The 14,520-nt window shown below is 32.5% G+C and carries 12 protein-coding genes; 5 read left to right on the top strand and 7 right to left on the bottom strand.

What is annotated here, in order from left to right:
- The first annotated feature begins 226 nt into the window (after window positions 1-226).
- The 3 genes from pyrF (at window position 227) to BUC29_RS21370 (ending at window position 2,968) form a co-directional block, all read left to right on the top strand.
- On the top strand, window positions 227-1,048 hold the full coding sequence (gene pyrF / locus BUC29_RS13870) for an orotidine-5'-phosphate decarboxylase (protein WP_073416778.1): 822 nt from the start codon (window positions 227-229) through the stop codon (window positions 1,046-1,048).
- A gap of 127 nt (window positions 1,049-1,175) precedes the next feature.
- The gene (locus BUC29_RS13865) at window positions 1,176-1,976 is read left to right on the top strand and encodes an ABC transporter substrate-binding protein (protein ID WP_073416777.1); all 801 of its coding nucleotides are present in this window, start codon (window positions 1,176-1,178) and stop codon (window positions 1,974-1,976) included.
- An 872-nt stretch (window positions 1,977-2,848) separates the two neighbouring features.
- Window positions 2,849-2,968, top strand: coding sequence for a catalase (locus BUC29_RS21370; protein WP_208610048.1), 120 nt, complete (start codon window positions 2,849-2,851; stop codon window positions 2,966-2,968).
- A gap of 339 nt (window positions 2,969-3,307) precedes the next feature.
- Here BUC29_RS21370 and purU read toward each other — a convergent pair whose 3' ends face one another.
- The 6 genes from purU to BUC29_RS13835 form a co-directional block, all read right to left on the bottom strand.
- The gene (gene purU, locus BUC29_RS13860) at window positions 3,308-4,162 is read right to left on the bottom strand and encodes a formyltetrahydrofolate deformylase (protein ID WP_073416776.1); all 855 of its coding nucleotides are present in this window, start codon (window positions 4,160-4,162) and stop codon (window positions 3,308-3,310) included.
- 103 nt (window positions 4,163-4,265) lie between these two features.
- The gene (locus BUC29_RS13855; protein WP_073416775.1) at window positions 4,266-4,976 is read right to left on the bottom strand and encodes a DUF4197 domain-containing protein; all 711 of its coding nucleotides are present in this window, start codon (window positions 4,974-4,976) and stop codon (window positions 4,266-4,268) included.
- A 266-nt stretch (window positions 4,977-5,242) separates the two neighbouring features.
- Window positions 5,243-5,662, bottom strand: coding sequence for a cytochrome c oxidase assembly factor Coa1 family protein (locus BUC29_RS13850; RefSeq protein ID WP_073416774.1), 420 nt, complete (start codon window positions 5,660-5,662; stop codon window positions 5,243-5,245).
- Window positions 5,663-5,791: 129 nt separating this feature from the next.
- Complete coding sequence (locus BUC29_RS13845; RefSeq protein ID WP_139260516.1) at window positions 5,792-6,430, bottom strand: hypothetical protein; 639 nt, start codon at window positions 6,428-6,430, stop codon at window positions 5,792-5,794.
- Window positions 6,431-6,984: 554 nt separating this feature from the next.
- Window positions 6,985-7,281 carry a hypothetical protein gene (locus BUC29_RS13840; RefSeq protein WP_244160829.1) on the bottom strand — a complete coding sequence of 99 codons (297 nt, stop codon included), beginning with the start codon at window positions 7,279-7,281 and terminating at the stop codon, window positions 6,985-6,987.
- Between the two features lie 181 nt (window positions 7,282-7,462).
- A complete protein-coding gene (locus tag BUC29_RS13835) occupies window positions 7,463-9,070 on the bottom strand; it encodes a L,D-transpeptidase family protein (RefSeq protein WP_073416977.1) in 1,608 nt (535 codons plus the stop codon).
- 291 nt (window positions 9,071-9,361) lie between these two features.
- Here BUC29_RS13835 and BUC29_RS13830 point away from each other — a divergent pair, with 291 nt between their 5' ends.
- The gene (locus BUC29_RS13830; protein ID WP_073416773.1) at window positions 9,362-12,802 is read left to right on the top strand and encodes a methylmalonyl-CoA mutase family protein; all 3,441 of its coding nucleotides are present in this window, start codon (window positions 9,362-9,364) and stop codon (window positions 12,800-12,802) included.
- A gap of 172 nt (window positions 12,803-12,974) precedes the next feature.
- Window positions 12,975-13,889 carry a hypothetical protein gene (locus tag BUC29_RS13825; RefSeq protein WP_073416772.1) on the top strand — a complete coding sequence of 305 codons (915 nt, stop codon included), beginning with the start codon at window positions 12,975-12,977 and terminating at the stop codon, window positions 13,887-13,889.
- Window positions 13,890-14,096: 207 nt separating this feature from the next.
- Here the strand turns inward: BUC29_RS13825 and BUC29_RS13820 are convergent, their stop codons facing one another.
- Entirely contained in the window at window positions 14,097-14,411 is a 315-nt protein-coding gene (locus tag BUC29_RS13820) for a hypothetical protein (protein WP_073416771.1), read from the bottom strand.
- Window positions 14,412-14,520 lie beyond the last annotated feature (109 nt).

Below are 14,520 nucleotides of genomic sequence, written 5' to 3'. Positions count from 1 at the left end.
TTTTTTCTTTACATAATTTTTCCAATATGTTATAGGAATCCAATGTTGACAGTTAATTAAAAATTTTGAATTAAAAATAATTCTATATCAATTGAAACGGCTTCGGCTTTGCTTAATGCGATTAACTCAAAACCCAAACCAGCCATCAACCATCAACAATTTACGATTAACAATTTACCCATTAACCATTATAATTTGTAATTTTGCCGCACTAGTAAAAAACAATATGACAACACAACAACTACACGAACAAATTCTTCAAAAAAAATCATTTTTATGCGTTGGATTAGATCCTGATTTAACCAAAATTCCGGCACATTTATTAGAAACTGAAGATCCAATCTTCGAATTTAATAAAGCTATAATCGATGCAACACACGATTTAACTGTTGGTTACAAACCTAACACTGCTTTTTTTGAAGCATATGGAATAAAAGGTTGGATGTCTTTGCAAAAAACAATCAATTATATCAACGAAAATCATCCCGATATTTTTACAATTGCTGATGCTAAACGCGGCGATATCGGAAATACTTCGAGTATGTATGCTAAAGCTTTTTTTGAAGATTTGAATTTTGATAGTGTAACTGTGGCTCCATATATGGGAAAAGATTCTGTAGAACCTTTTTTGGCCTTCGACAATAAACATACTATAATGTTAGCCTTAACTTCAAACGAAGGCGCATTTGATTTTCAGACTTTAAATACAAACGGAACAGAACTTTACAAACAAGTTCTAGAAACTTCCAAAACTTGGAAAAACAGCCAGAACTTAATGTATGTTGTTGGTGCTACAAAAGCCGAATATTTTGCAGATATTAGAAAAATTGTTCCGGATAGTTTTTTATTAGTTCCCGGAATTGGCGCTCAGGGAGGAAGTTTATCAGAAGTTTGCAAATACGGAATGAATGATAAAATTGGGCTTTTAGTAAATTCTGCAAGAGCTATTATTTACGCTTCAAAAGGAACAGACTTTGCTGAAAAGGCAAGGGAAGAGGCTCTAAAAGTCCAAAAAGAAATGGAAGAGATTATTAATGCTAAGTTTTAAATAACTTTATAAATAGATTAACCGCAAAGTTCGCAAAGATTTACGCTAAGACCACAAAGTTATTTTCTTTGTGAACCTTGCGAAAAATCTTTGCGAACTTTGCGGTTAAAAAAGACAATTTAAATAAATGAAACAGTTTACTGACCAAATAGGCACCGTGCATTCTTTTGAGACAGCTCCAAAACGAATTATTTCGCTCGTTCCTTCGCAAACGGAATTATTGTATGATTTAGGTTTAGAAGAAAAAATCATCGGAATAACGAAGTTCTGTGTTCATCCGTTTCATTTTAAATCGACTAAAAAGATTGTTGGCGGAACGAAGAAAATTCATTTCGAAAAAATAAAACTGCTGCAGCCTGATATAATCATTTGTAATAAAGAAGAAAACACACAAGAAATCGTAAATCAGTTAAAAGAAATTTGTCCGGTTTGGGTTACGAATATTATTTCTGTTGAAGATAATTTTCAAATGATTTCTGATTTTGGAAAATTGTTTAACTGCAGGACCGAATCTCAAAAGTGGAACGACAAACTGGCTTTTGCCCTGAGCGATTTTAAAAAATATATTCAGGATGTAGAAGAAAAAAAGGCAGCATATTTCATCTGGAAAAATCCATATATGACTGCCGGAAACGATACATATATAAATGAATTATTAAAGCTGAACCATTTTAAAAATATTTATGAAGATAAAGGTCGTTATCCTGAAATCGAATTAAAGAAAATGCGCATAGAAGGCGATCCTGATATCGTTTTCCTTTCTTCAGAACCTTATCCTTTTAAGGAAGAAGATGCTTTTGAAATTGGAAGATTTACACATCATGCCAAAACTATTTTTGTCGACGGTGAAATGTTCTCCTGGCACGGCAGCCGATTATTAAAAGCTTTCTCTTATTTTAAATTACTTCACGAAAGATTGAAGAATTAGTTTTTTTGTTTCAGGTTTAAAGTTATCGGAGTGCGTATTTGTAACCGCAAAGAGCGCTAAGGTTTAGGCAAAGTTCGCAAAGTTTTTTACACAAAGCTTTGCGAACTTTTCGTTTATATAAATACTCACAAACAAGAAAATCTTTTGCGTGATTTGCGGTTAAAATAATGTTCACAGAAAAGAAACCTTAAACAAAATATTTTAAAAAAAAAGAATGCCGACATCTCGAAGACGCCGGCATTATTTAACTAACCAAAACCAAAATAATAAATAACCAGTTTATTACATTACAAAGATCTGACATATATCGATGTTGTGCTGTTAAGATCTTGTTATTACTTTGTTGGATATAAGTTAATGTCTATTTTTTTTGTTTAAGGTATCAGGTTTGAAGTTTCAGGTTTTTTGGATGGCGTGATTGACCGTAAAGCACATAAGATTTTTTTTAGAAAACTTGCAAACTTTAAAAACTTCTTTAATAAAAAAATATTTGCGCTCTTTGCGTTAAAATTAAGCGGATCGTACAGCCAACTTGAAACAAGAAAACCTGAAACTTGAAACAAAATAAGCTAGGTTATTATAAAAAAAGAATGCCGGCATCTCGAAGACGCCGGCATCATTTAACTAACCAAAACCAAAATAATAAATAACCAGTTTATTACATTACAAATGTCCGACATATATCAATCTTTTGCTGTTAAGGTTTTGTTATTACTTTGTTGACCATAAGTTAAGATTTGTAAAATCGTTTTTTTAAGCTTTTTGCAGCGTAAAATAATTTTTGATTATTAAAATATAATAACAATCAATTTTGTTTATGGATACCGTAGTAATTAGTTCGTGTTTTTAATAAAACATTAAAAATCAGCGAAATGGAAACAAATAAAAAATTAACAACTGCTACAGGAACTCCCATTCCAGACAATCAAAATATTCAAACTGCAGGTCCAAGAGGGCACGTTTTATTACAAGATTTACACAACCCGGATTAGAATAATATAAACCCGACAGGTTTTTAAAACCTGTCGGGTTTATTATTGCTATAAATATGAATTTAAACTGGACTGAAGTTCAGCTCTATAATATGGATCGAGCCGAAGGCTCTTTTATAGTTCCAAAGGAACAATTATATTGTAGGGCTGGACTTCAGTCCAGTTTCATATGTACAAAAGAACCCGATGGGATTTTAAAATTCCATCGGGTTCTTTTTTAGGTTAAGGTTAATAAAAATAAACCTGCAGAAACCTCTTTCACCCGTTTAAATCCGTGGGCAAAATCTACATATAAAATGAAAAAAAATTAGAATCTCAGCAGTTAAGAACCTTAATATTTTAAGAAAAAACCACCGTTTTATTGCTATAAACCATTGTTTTACGTTCAGAATGCAGTTTTATGGCTCTTGCTAAAACTATTCTTTCCAAATCACGTCCCTTCATTATAAAATCTTCTACAGAATGAATATGTGAAACTCTCGCGATATCCTGTTCAATAATTGGACCTTCGTCTAATTCTTCGGTAACATAATGGCTTGTTGCGCCAATAATTTTTACACCACGTTTAAATGCCGAATGATAAGGTTTTGCTCCCGGAAATGCAGGTAAAAACGAATGATGAATATTAATGATCCTGTTTTCATAAAGCGAAATTAAATTTGGCGTGATGATCTGCATGTAGCGCGCTAAAACGATAAAATCAATATCATATCTTTTTAATAATTCGATTTGTTTCGCTTCGCCTTCCTCTTTATTATCTTTTGTAAAAGGAACACAATGAAACGGAATATCAAAACGCTCTGCTACAGATCGTAAATCATTATGGTTGCTTATGATAACCGGAATTTCAATATTTAATTCTCCTGCGCTGTATCTTCCTAATATATCAAACAAACAATGATCGTATTTCGAAATAAATAATGCCATTTTAGGTTTTTGTTCCTGATTGTACAATTCCCAAGACATATTAAAATCGACAGCAAGTGTTTTATTGAATTCTTCTTTTAAGGTTTCAATAGTAATTTTCGGATTGGTAAATTCACATTCCAATCGCATAAAAAATACATTTTGCTCTACATCAACATGCTGGTCGATGTAGGTAATATTTCCTTCTACTTTAGCGATAAAAGTAGTCACTGAAGCAATAATGTTTTTTTGATCCTTGCAGTGAATCAGAATGGTTATTTTTTGCATTTTGGTCTTTTGGTTTTGGTTAGTGACAAAGCTGCAAAGGTTCAAAGTTGCAAAGGCTACTCCTGTACCTTTGCAGCTTTGTGCCTTTGAACCTATAGAAAACTTATTTTCCGTCCTGAAGCGCAAAAACGCTTTTTAATAAAGGCGTTGTTCTGGCGCTTATATTATTACGAATTTCTTTTTCTTCTACAGCAATCATTTTAAAAACTCCAGCTAGTGCCTGATTTGTTGTATAATCAGTCAAATCCGGATTTACTTTTTTTACAAGCGGAATTGTATTGTATTTATTGATAATTTTTGTCCATACAACATCGGCACCTACTTTTGCAAAAGAATTTTTAATTACCGGATTAAATTTTCCGTATAATGCAGTCGTTGTACTTCCTTGTAAATAAGTTGTTGCGGCGCTGTCGTTTCCAAGTAAAATATTTTTAGCATCTGTAAACGACATATTTTTTACTGCCGAAACAAATATTGGCGTTGCTTCTTTTACAGCATCTTCTGCGGCGCGGTTTAGCATTTTAATTCCTTCATCGGCAAGAGAGCTTAGACCTACTTTTCTTAAAGTCGCATCAACTTTTTGTAATTCTTCGGGCATTAAAATTTTTACAGCTTCATTTTTATAAAAACCATCTACTGCGGTTAATTTACTTACTTGTACTGTTATTCCTTTGTTAAGTGCTTCTCGTAATCCCGAAGCAATATCAACTCCGCCAATTCCCTGAGACATTTGAGGTAATTGATTTAGAGTCTGCTGCATCTCTGCGCAGGACGTAAGAGAAAAGGTAAGGGCTAATAATAAAATCTTTTTCATTTATTGGGGTTTATTTAAGTTTCAAAAATACTACATATTCAAAAATAAGGCCACAATTTTATTCGAAAAGATATGGTAATTTGTTTTAGAATTAACAATGACAATGACAATGACAATGACAATGACAATAACAATAACAATGGCAATAACAATATCAATATCAATATCAGTAACAATGGCAAATCAATAAACTTAATGAGAAAACAAATGATAGAAAAAAAACTTGTTTCCTTAGAAGCTTAGTGTCTTAATATCTTTAAAAAAATCTATTTCTGCAATAAATCTATTTCTTCCTTAGTTTTTTCAATATAAACAGACATTTGTTCATAGTTCCATTTTCCTCTTTTTGTAGCAACAACAAATAAAGTTCCTTTTCCTTTTGGGCCTTTTAACGGAATTTGTAAATCGCAATCGCCGGAATTATTATGTAAGTTGATACTGCCCGAAATCATTCCGTCCGTTTCAACAGGGTTTCCTAATTTTTCAACTACAATTTTGTTATGCTGAGCGGCCGCTATTGATTCTTTAAAAGCGTCTGAGTCTTTCATCATTGAGGTAACGCCTAAAACTATTCCTCCAATAAATAAAGCAAAAAGTACAATAAGGCTTAAACATCCTGTTGGAACAAACCATTTCCAGTTTCTGTCCCACCAATTTTTTCTAGGTTGAAAATCATTATCGTTCATAATAAAAGATTATTTTTTTGATTTGGTTAATTTTCTGAAAGATATTAATTTTTAAATCAAAAGAAAACCATTTGAAATTTTCATAAAAAAAATCACCTTATAAGATAAGATGATTTTTATTTTAGGAATTTAACGATTATTAAAAGCTATTTCTTCCAAGGCTTTTGGATTACTGACAGCCTTATTTACTTCTTGTTTTCTCATAGTATCATTGTCTCCGGTTCCGGTGCTTAAAATAAGCTTTTTAGGAATAATAGGTTTTTCATTAAATATTGTAGAGTATAGTAAAACTGTCTGCAGAAATGCACCATCATTTATAAAGTAAAGTATGTCGTTACCATAACGAAGATTATCTTTATTATTTTTTAAATAGTTATAGCTGCTTTTTCCGTCATATGCATCCTTAACAGCATCACCGACCTTTAATACCCCTGCATTTTTAATAAAAGCCGCGGCCAAAGTGGCATTTTTTTGTAATTCTTTATAATATTCATTATAATGTGAATTGGTATAAGGTAATGGAGACATATTTTGATATACATAGATCGCAGCATTAGGGCTGTTTATCTGAATCTTTTCTACTATTAATTTTAAATTAGATCTGTATTTTTGAATATCTGATAATGCAATTGGTGTCGATTCCTGAAGTACAACATAATCATAATAATTTCCATCCTTGTCTATGCTGGAAAAAAAATGGTTAGCTTCAGTTTTATTAGTATAATAAACTTTATCAAGTGAAACTCCTAATGTTGTTAGTTGCTGCACATTTATATTTTTATTATTAGCATTACATAATTCTTGAAAAAGAGTAGGTGTACTTACAAAATATTCAATATGGCTATTTCCGATAAATAATATACGTGGAGGCCCTATAGCCTTAGGTGGTTTAGGATGGCTGATTCCATTATATGTTATGTTCTCTGTTTTAAAATTATTACATGAAGCAAGTAAAATTGATATGGAAAAATTAAAAATTAAAAAGGATTTTTTCATTTGTGAATTCATTGATAAGAATCTGCAAATCTCTATTCAATCTCATTCAGTTTCATCCCTTAGAGGATTTTAAAACAGTATTTTAAGCCAAAAGTTTTTTTAGGCTAAATAAAAAAATCACCTTGCTTAATTTACAAGGTGATTTTCAATTTGATATTAAGATAAACAGCTTACTCAAAGCGTATTATTCTCAGATTGTAGGTAGGATTTCTGATATTCTTATGAATTGCTGTTTACTTTTTACAAATTATATAACTAAGATTTTTGGGTGCAAAAAAGGTGTTTAAACGTATTGTAAACAGTACAAATTGGGATTGTAAACTGGATTAATTTGATTTAAATTGGCTAGCATATTGTGTATAGTCTTTACCGCCAATAGCTAAATAAAATAAAGATTTTGAAACATAAAATGGTCGTAACGGAATTGAACGCCAGCCTTGTAATATATTTTTTAAAAAATGTTTTAGGGCGTATTTAAATGTTTTTTCTTCCGGGCGGATAAAATATATGGTATTGCTTTTAATTTTTGTCATCAGGTTTGGAAACATTACAAATTTTCCGCCTTGTTGTATTAACTGATTTATTTCAAAAAGTGTTAATCCTTCTATATTTTCTGTCTTCATGATCCATTGTTTTGCAATTAATATTAGTGGTAGTATTACACTGCAAAGTTGCGACAGAAGTGAAAATAATTTAAGACTTAAAAGTTTTAAAACTAATAAGTTAGGTTTTTGTTGAAAACATAAAATCGGAAATTCATTTTACCGAATTCCCGATTTTAAACAATTTATGATTTATTATATATTAGTTTGAAGCTACACCATCAACTGGAAATAAGAAATTATTTAATTCTGTATCTTTTTCATAAACATCCTGGTAAAAACTAATTTCTCCGGAATCATGAACCCATGATGTAAAATACGTAATGTAAATAGGCACTTTATTTGGCAGTTTAAATGTGCTTTCGGCTTTTCCGTCCATTGCTTTGTTTATTTTTTCAGTTGTCCATTCCGGATAATCTTTAAGCATTGCAATGGCTAATTCTTTTGCTTTGTTTACGTTAATACAACCGTGGCTGAAAGTTCTTCTTTCAAAATCAAATAATGATTTTGCAGGAGTATCGTGCATGTATATATCTTCAGGATTTGGGAAAATAAATTTCACTAATCCAAGAGAGTTATTTGGACCTGGTTTTTGTCTTACCTGACCATTCACCATTTCCATATTATGATCTGCCAGATAGTTAGGATCGGCAGCCATTTTCAATTTTAATTCATTTTCAACAATACTTTGCGGCACAGTCCAATAAGGGCTGAAAACAATTTTATCAATGTTTCCGTTAAAAATGGTTGTTTTGGTCAATGATGATCCCACAAAAACTTTAGAAGTAAGTTCCGGTTTTCCGTTTTTTACATACACCAATTCAAAAGAAGGAATATTTACAATAATATATTCTTTGTCTTTTAGAATTTTTGGCGAAATCCAGCGGCATCTTTCCATATTAACCATCAAAGTATTGATTTTATCTTTTAATGGAATGTTCATTTCTTTGATATGATCTTCAGAAAGGATGTAATTTGGTTTAAAACCGTTTCTTACTTTGTATTTCATCACACCTTCCATTAATTCCTGATCATAGAAATCGCTTTTTGAGTCGCGTGCTAAATCTCCCAAAATAAATAATCGTGTTCTAACCTGGCCAATAGTAGGTGAAGTGGCATCAGGTCGAAGATCCTTATAGGGTTTTTCGGCAACGATAGGTTTCCATACGTTAGCTTTTTCTATTTCTCTGTATTTTTTAAGAGCGTCTTGTAATTTATAGTATTGATTAAAAAGAAGTTCGTCATTTTTCTCTAATAAAGTAGGTTCGGTTATTAGAGAATCTAACAAAGTATCATAAGATATTTCTTTTTTTGGCAGTAACCAGCCGGTTTTTTTAGCAGTTTCGGCATCTAAACCTACATACACACGATTCATATATATGATGTATGCAGAGCTTAAAAGCATATCGGCATCGGCTTTTGATGGTTTATCTTTAGATTTCTTTTTAAAAATCTGATCGATTTCATATTTATAAGGAAGTTCAAATACAAGACCTTCATCATATGTATCGTTCAGTTTTTCATACAAGGTTTTCCCGAAATCATTGATTTTATCATCTTCAAACCAAATTGGTCCGTAAGATCTTGTTTTATACAATGATACAACCTCGTTTTGATATTTTTTCAGATCAGAATATCTTTTAAAAAAATCGGTTAAAACTTCATTGTCTACTTTAATATCTGAATCGTTATTTAGATAAGATTTATTTACACTTATGTTTTCTCTTGTGTTACTATTATTATATTTTCCATAAGATAATAGAGTAAAACTAAGAGCTAAAATTATGCTTAGTGGATATGTTGTTTTCATTTTCATTTAAATTTTTACGTTACTACTTAGACTTCAAGTTCTGGTAAAAATTCGGGGCCTTTTCTACATTGCTAAATTACTACAAGAGTGATCCTAATGTGTTCCTATATTTAATATAGATCTTTCAAAATTGCCACATTGTAGGTTGTGTATTATAAATCAATAAGTTAGCTAAAATGTTACCTTTTTAACTAACGAAAACGTTATATTAAGAAAAACATAAGACCATAACCATCAACAAATATTAAAATATTTTGTAAATTGCTCCCTTAAAATTATCATATTCATAAAATGGAACAACAAATACCATATATTCCTAAAAATAAAGTAAGAATTGTAACCGCTGCTTCGCTTTTTGACGGACATGATGCAGCAATCAATATCATGCGTCGTATTATTCAGTCTACGGGAGTAGAGGTAATTCACCTTGGACACGACCGAAGTGTTGAAGAAGTAGTAAATACCGCCATTCAGGAAGATGCCAATGCAATAGCCATGACTTCTTACCAAGGCGGACACAACGAATACTTTAAATATATGTATGATCTGCTTCACGAAAAAGGAGCGGGACACATTAAAATTTTCGGAGGCGGAGGCGGTGTAATCCTGCCAAGCGAAATCGAAGAATTGCATGAATATGGTATTACAAGAATTTATTCTCCAGATGACGGACGTTCTTTAGGACTTCAGGGAATGATTAATGATTTGGTTCAGCGTGCCGATTTCCCTATTGGAGATAAACTAAACGGAGAAATCGATCATATCGAAAATAAAACGCCAACGGCAATTGCGCGTTTGATTTCTGCAGCAGAAAACTTTCCAGAAATTGCAAAACCAGTTTTTGATAAAATTCACGAAAATAATACCGATTCTAAAATTCCGGTTTTAGGAATCACCGGAACGGGTGGAGCCGGAAAATCATCATTGGTTGATGAATTAGTTCGTCGTTTTCTAATAGATTTCCCAGAAAAAACTATTGGATTAATTTCTGTCGATCCTTCGAAAAGAAAAACTGGAGGAGCTCTTTTAGGAGACAGAATCCGTATGAATGCTATCAATAATCCTCGTGTATATATGCGTTCGCTGGCGACACGTCAGTCGAATTTGGCATTGTCTAAATATGTAGCCGAAGCGATTCAGGTTTTGAAAGCGGCAAAATACGATTTGATTATTTTGGAAACTTCAGGAATTGGTCAGTCTGATACGGAGATTATGGATCATTCAGACGTTTCTTTATATGTAATGACGCCAGAGTTTGGAGCGGCAACACAATTGGAGAAAATCGACATGCTTGATTTTGCCGATTTAGTGGCTTTAAATAAATTTGATAAACGTGGCGCACTTGACGCTTTGCGTGATGTAAAAAAACAATATCAAAGAAACCATAATCTTTGGGATAAAAATCCTGACGAAATGCCCGTTTTCGGAACGATTGCTTCGCAGTTTAACGATCCGGGAATGAACACGCTTTACAAAGCGATTATGGATAAAGTGGTTGAAAAAACGGCTTCAGATTTGAAATCGACTTTTGAAATCACGAAAGAAATGAGCGAGAAAATATTCGTGATTCCGCCGGGAAGAACACGTTATTTATCTGAAATTGCCGAGAATAACAGATCTTATGATGAAACGGCAATTGCACAGCAAAAAGTAGCACAGAAATTATACGGAATTTTCAAAACCATAGAATCGGTTTCTGGGAAAGTTCCTCAAATTACAAAAGCAGGAATCGATGATTCTACAATTTTGCCAAGTGGAATTGCAGAACACGACGAAAACAGAATCTTTTTAAATCTTTTACTGAATCAATTCGATAAAGTAAAAATGGATTTAGATCCGTACAACTGGGAAATTATCCTGAATTGGGATGAAAAAGTAGCGAAATATAAAAATCCAGTTTACTCATTTAAAGTTCGTGATAAAGAAATTAAGATTGCAACGCATTCTGAAAGTTTATCACATTTACAGATTCCGAAAATTGCTTTACCTAAATATGAAGGCTGGGGCGATATCCTGCGTTGGAATTTACAGGAAAATGTTCCTGGCGAATTTCCGTTTGCTTCGGGATTATATCCGTTTAAGCGTGAAGGCGAAGATCCGTCGAGAATGTTTGCGGGCGAGGGCGGACCAGAAAGAACCAACAAACGTTTTCATTATGTGAGTGCAGGAATGCCAGCAAAACGCCTTTCTACCGCTTTTGATAGCGTTACTTTATACGGAAACGATCCAGATTTGCGTCCGGATATTTATGGGAAAATTGGAAATGCAGGAGTTTCAATCTGCTGTTTGGACGATGCTAAAAAACTGTATTCAGGTTTCGATTTAGTTCATGCTTTGACTTCGGTAAGTATGACCATTAACGGGCCTGCGCCAATGTTGTTAGGTTTCTTTATGAATGCGGCAATCGATCAGCAATGTGAGATTTATATCAAAGCAAATGATTTAGAAAAAGAAGTTGAGGCAAAAATCAACAAACTTTATAAAGAAAAAGGAATCGAAAGGCCGAAATACCAAGGCGAACTTCCAGCTGGAAACAACGGTTTGGGACTAATGCTTTTGGGTGTTACGGGAGATCAGGTTTTACCTCAGGAAGTTTATAACGAAATAAAAGCCAAAACGTTATCACAAGTTCGTGGAACAGTTCAGGCCGATATTTTAAAAGAAGATCAGGCGCAGAATACTTGTATTTTCTCAACCGAATTTGCGCTTCGATTAATGGGAGATGTTCAGGAATATTTCATTACTAAAAATGTTCGTAATTTCTATTCGGTTTCGATTTCAGGATATCATATTGCAGAGGCAGGAGCAAACCCAATTACGCAATTGGCATTTACGCTTTCAAATGGTTTCACTTACGTGGAATATTATTTGAGCCGCGGAATGAACATCAATGATTTTGGTCCAAACTTATCGTTCTTCTTTTCAAACGGAGTAGATCCGGAATATTCAGTAATTGGTCGTGTGGCGCGTAAAATTTGGGCAAAAGCCATGAAAAACAAATACGGAGCCAACGAAAGAGCACAAATGCTGAAATATCATATTCAGACTTCTGGACGTTCGTTGCATGCGCAGGAAATTGATTTCAATGATATTAGAACGACTTTACAAGCTTTATATGCAATTTACGACAACTGTAATTCATTGCACACCAACGCTTACGACGAAGCGATTACAACACCAACAGAGGAATCTGTACGTCGTGCTATGGCAATTCAGTTGATTATCAATAAAGAATTAGGTTTAGCGAAAAATGAAAATCCAATTCAAGGTTCGTTCATCATCGAAGAATTAACCGATTTAGTAGAAGAAGCCGTTCTTCAAGAATTCGACAGAATTACAGAAAGAGGAGGAGTTCTTGGTGCAATGGAAACGATGTACCAAAGATCTAAAATTCAGGAAGAGAGTTTGTATTACGAAACCTTAAAACACAACGGAGATTTCCCAATTGTGGGTGTAAATACGTTCCTAAGTTCAAAAGGTTCGCCAACGGTAATTCCGGCAGAAGTTATTCGTGCTACCGAAGAAGAAAAGCAATATCAAATTACAATGCTAGATAACCTGCATAATTTCCACGAAGCAAAAGTAAACGAGCATTTAAATACCTTACAGCAAGCGGCTATTAAAAACGAAAACTTATTCGACCATTTAATGGAAGCTACAAAGGTTTGTTCTTTAGGTCAGATTACTTCGGCGCTGTTTGAGGTTGGTGGACAGTATAGAAGGAATATGTAATTTTTTTACTTAATAGATTTATGGAAAAACCTCTCATGTGAATTAGAGGTTTTTTTGTTTTGCAAGATTATCATGCTTTTAATAAATTTGATTAAAGTATTATGAATTTATATTTAGATAACTGAATTTGAATATATTAGGAAAGTCAAATCTACATCTATAAATAATAGTTATGAACTACCTTTTTATTTTACAATCTGAAAACCTTAGTCAAACTGCCCCTAATTGGTTTGATTGGTTTTCATTAATAAGTTCCTTATTAGTTAGCGGTGCAAGCATTTTTTTTGCTTTTAAACTTGCTGAAAAAGTTTATCAAAAAGAAAAATCTGATAAAGTTTTAGAGGATTTAGAAATTCAAAATTCTGAGATACAAATTTTTAAAAGCAGTCTAATTGAATTAAATGATTCTATAGAAAAACAAATAATCAATTTACAAAAATATGATAGTAATAGGGATTTCAAATTATTTCTTCATGTTGATATTAAGGTAGATTTTTTACAATTTATAGATATAAAATACCTGTATAGAAGAATAGGTTTTTCAAATACTGAAGCTATTAAAAAGATAAATGATTTAATGGCAATGCTTTATGCTCTTTATGATTTTAGAGAATCCTTGACAGATGAATTTAGAACCTATATTAAAAAATATAATTATCACGAAAGTAAATTTAATCAATATCGTCAACTTCTTTATACTAAATATTTTTCAATCTGTCATAACAGAGCTGAGGTTGAGCTTTCTGGAGATGGCAATACAAAAAAGTGGAAATTTAGAGTTCATGATAAGTTTATTATAAGATACTCAGAATTAGTAGATAAGATTTTAACTGACGATTCGATAGTAGGCCTACAAGATAGGGCTAAATTAAATAATGAATTTGTTATTCCTCTAACTGCGATAGCTTACCAATACGTACCAGAAGATTTAGATGCAATAGAAGTAAATAATATTGGAAATGACGTTATTTCGGCGTTCAATGATATGGAATATGTAACTAAAATACATTTCGATGTAATTAATGTTTATTTACATAACTTAAGGGCTGTAAGTGCTAAAATCAGAGAAGTTTTGGATATAATTTAATGTTTTTTAAAGTATTTTTACCCTTATTAATTCTAGCGTTTCGCTGGTGAACACAAAGTTTATCCTCTCCAGTTTGTCATTTCGACGGAGGAGAAATCTCCACAAGTATCTCCGTGTAGAATGTCGCCAACATTTGTAGAGTTTCTCGCGGAGATTTCTCCTTACGTCGAAATGACAAGATCGTGTGCTTGTTGGGTTGAAATATAGTTAATCAATAACCTCCCCAACAAACCCCAAAAACTCCATTTCATCCATAGGAAACAAATGCAGAACCGTTTCCAAAATCAGACTCACATTAATAGTTGCACTTTTATCTTTTTTAGAAAAATTATGCATGTCGTTATCAAGTGATAGAATGGATAATTTTAGCAAATCGGTAATAAGGCAGCCGAGTTCTAAATAATTGACCACTTTAAATTGTGCGGTATACGAATTGGCTTCATTGGTTGGTTTTAGCGTTGTAAAATACTGAGCGATTAATTTTTGCAGTTTTTGTAGTTTTTCTGTTTCGTTCTTTTCCATAAGGCGTATATTTTTAAATGGTTAGCAATTTGACTTCTATAAAATTATTATAAGAAAAATTGTACTTTTGTTTGATTCGGCGAAGGAAGAAATAGATTTTTATGTGTCC

The sequence above is a fragment of the Flavobacterium defluvii genome, from assembly GCF_900129555.1.
Classification (GTDB): Bacteria; Bacteroidota; Bacteroidia; order Flavobacteriales; family Flavobacteriaceae; genus Flavobacterium; species Flavobacterium defluvii.
Note: the sequence above shows the minus strand (reverse complement) of the source record. Positions and strands in the feature narration are given on the sequence as shown.

What these genes read in the sequence shown, in the direction of transcription:
- BUC29_RS13865 (WP_073416777.1), top strand. Translation starts at nt 1,176, where the DNA reads ATGAAACAGTTTACTGACCAAATAGGCACCGTGCATTCTTTTGAGACA.
- BUC29_RS13850 (WP_073416774.1), bottom strand. Translation starts at nt 5,662, where the DNA reads ATGAACGATAATGATTTTCAACCTAGAAAAAATTGGTGGGACAGAAAC.
- purU (WP_073416776.1), bottom strand. Translation starts at nt 4,162, where the DNA reads ATGCAAAAAATAACCATTCTGATTCACTGCAAGGATCAAAAAAACATT.
- BUC29_RS21370 (WP_208610048.1), top strand. Translation starts at nt 2,849, where the DNA reads ATGGAAACAAATAAAAAATTAACAACTGCTACAGGAACTCCCATTCCA.
- BUC29_RS13855 (WP_073416775.1), bottom strand. Translation starts at nt 4,976, where the DNA reads ATGAAAAAGATTTTATTATTAGCCCTTACCTTTTCTCTTACGTCCTGC.
- BUC29_RS13840 (WP_244160829.1), bottom strand. Translation starts at nt 7,281, where the DNA reads ATGAAGACAGAAAATATAGAAGGATTAACACTTTTTGAAATAAATCAG.
- BUC29_RS13820 (WP_073416771.1), bottom strand. Translation starts at nt 14,411, where the DNA reads ATGGAAAAGAACGAAACAGAAAAACTACAAAAACTGCAAAAATTAATC.
- BUC29_RS13825 (WP_073416772.1), top strand. Translation starts at nt 12,975, where the DNA reads ATGAACTACCTTTTTATTTTACAATCTGAAAACCTTAGTCAAACTGCC.
- pyrF (WP_073416778.1), top strand. Translation starts at nt 227, where the DNA reads ATGACAACACAACAACTACACGAACAAATTCTTCAAAAAAAATCATTT.
- BUC29_RS13830 (WP_073416773.1), top strand. Translation starts at nt 9,362, where the DNA reads ATGGAACAACAAATACCATATATTCCTAAAAATAAAGTAAGAATTGTA.
- BUC29_RS13835 (WP_073416977.1), bottom strand. Translation starts at nt 9,070, where the DNA reads ATGAAAACAACATATCCACTAAGCATAATTTTAGCTCTTAGTTTTACT.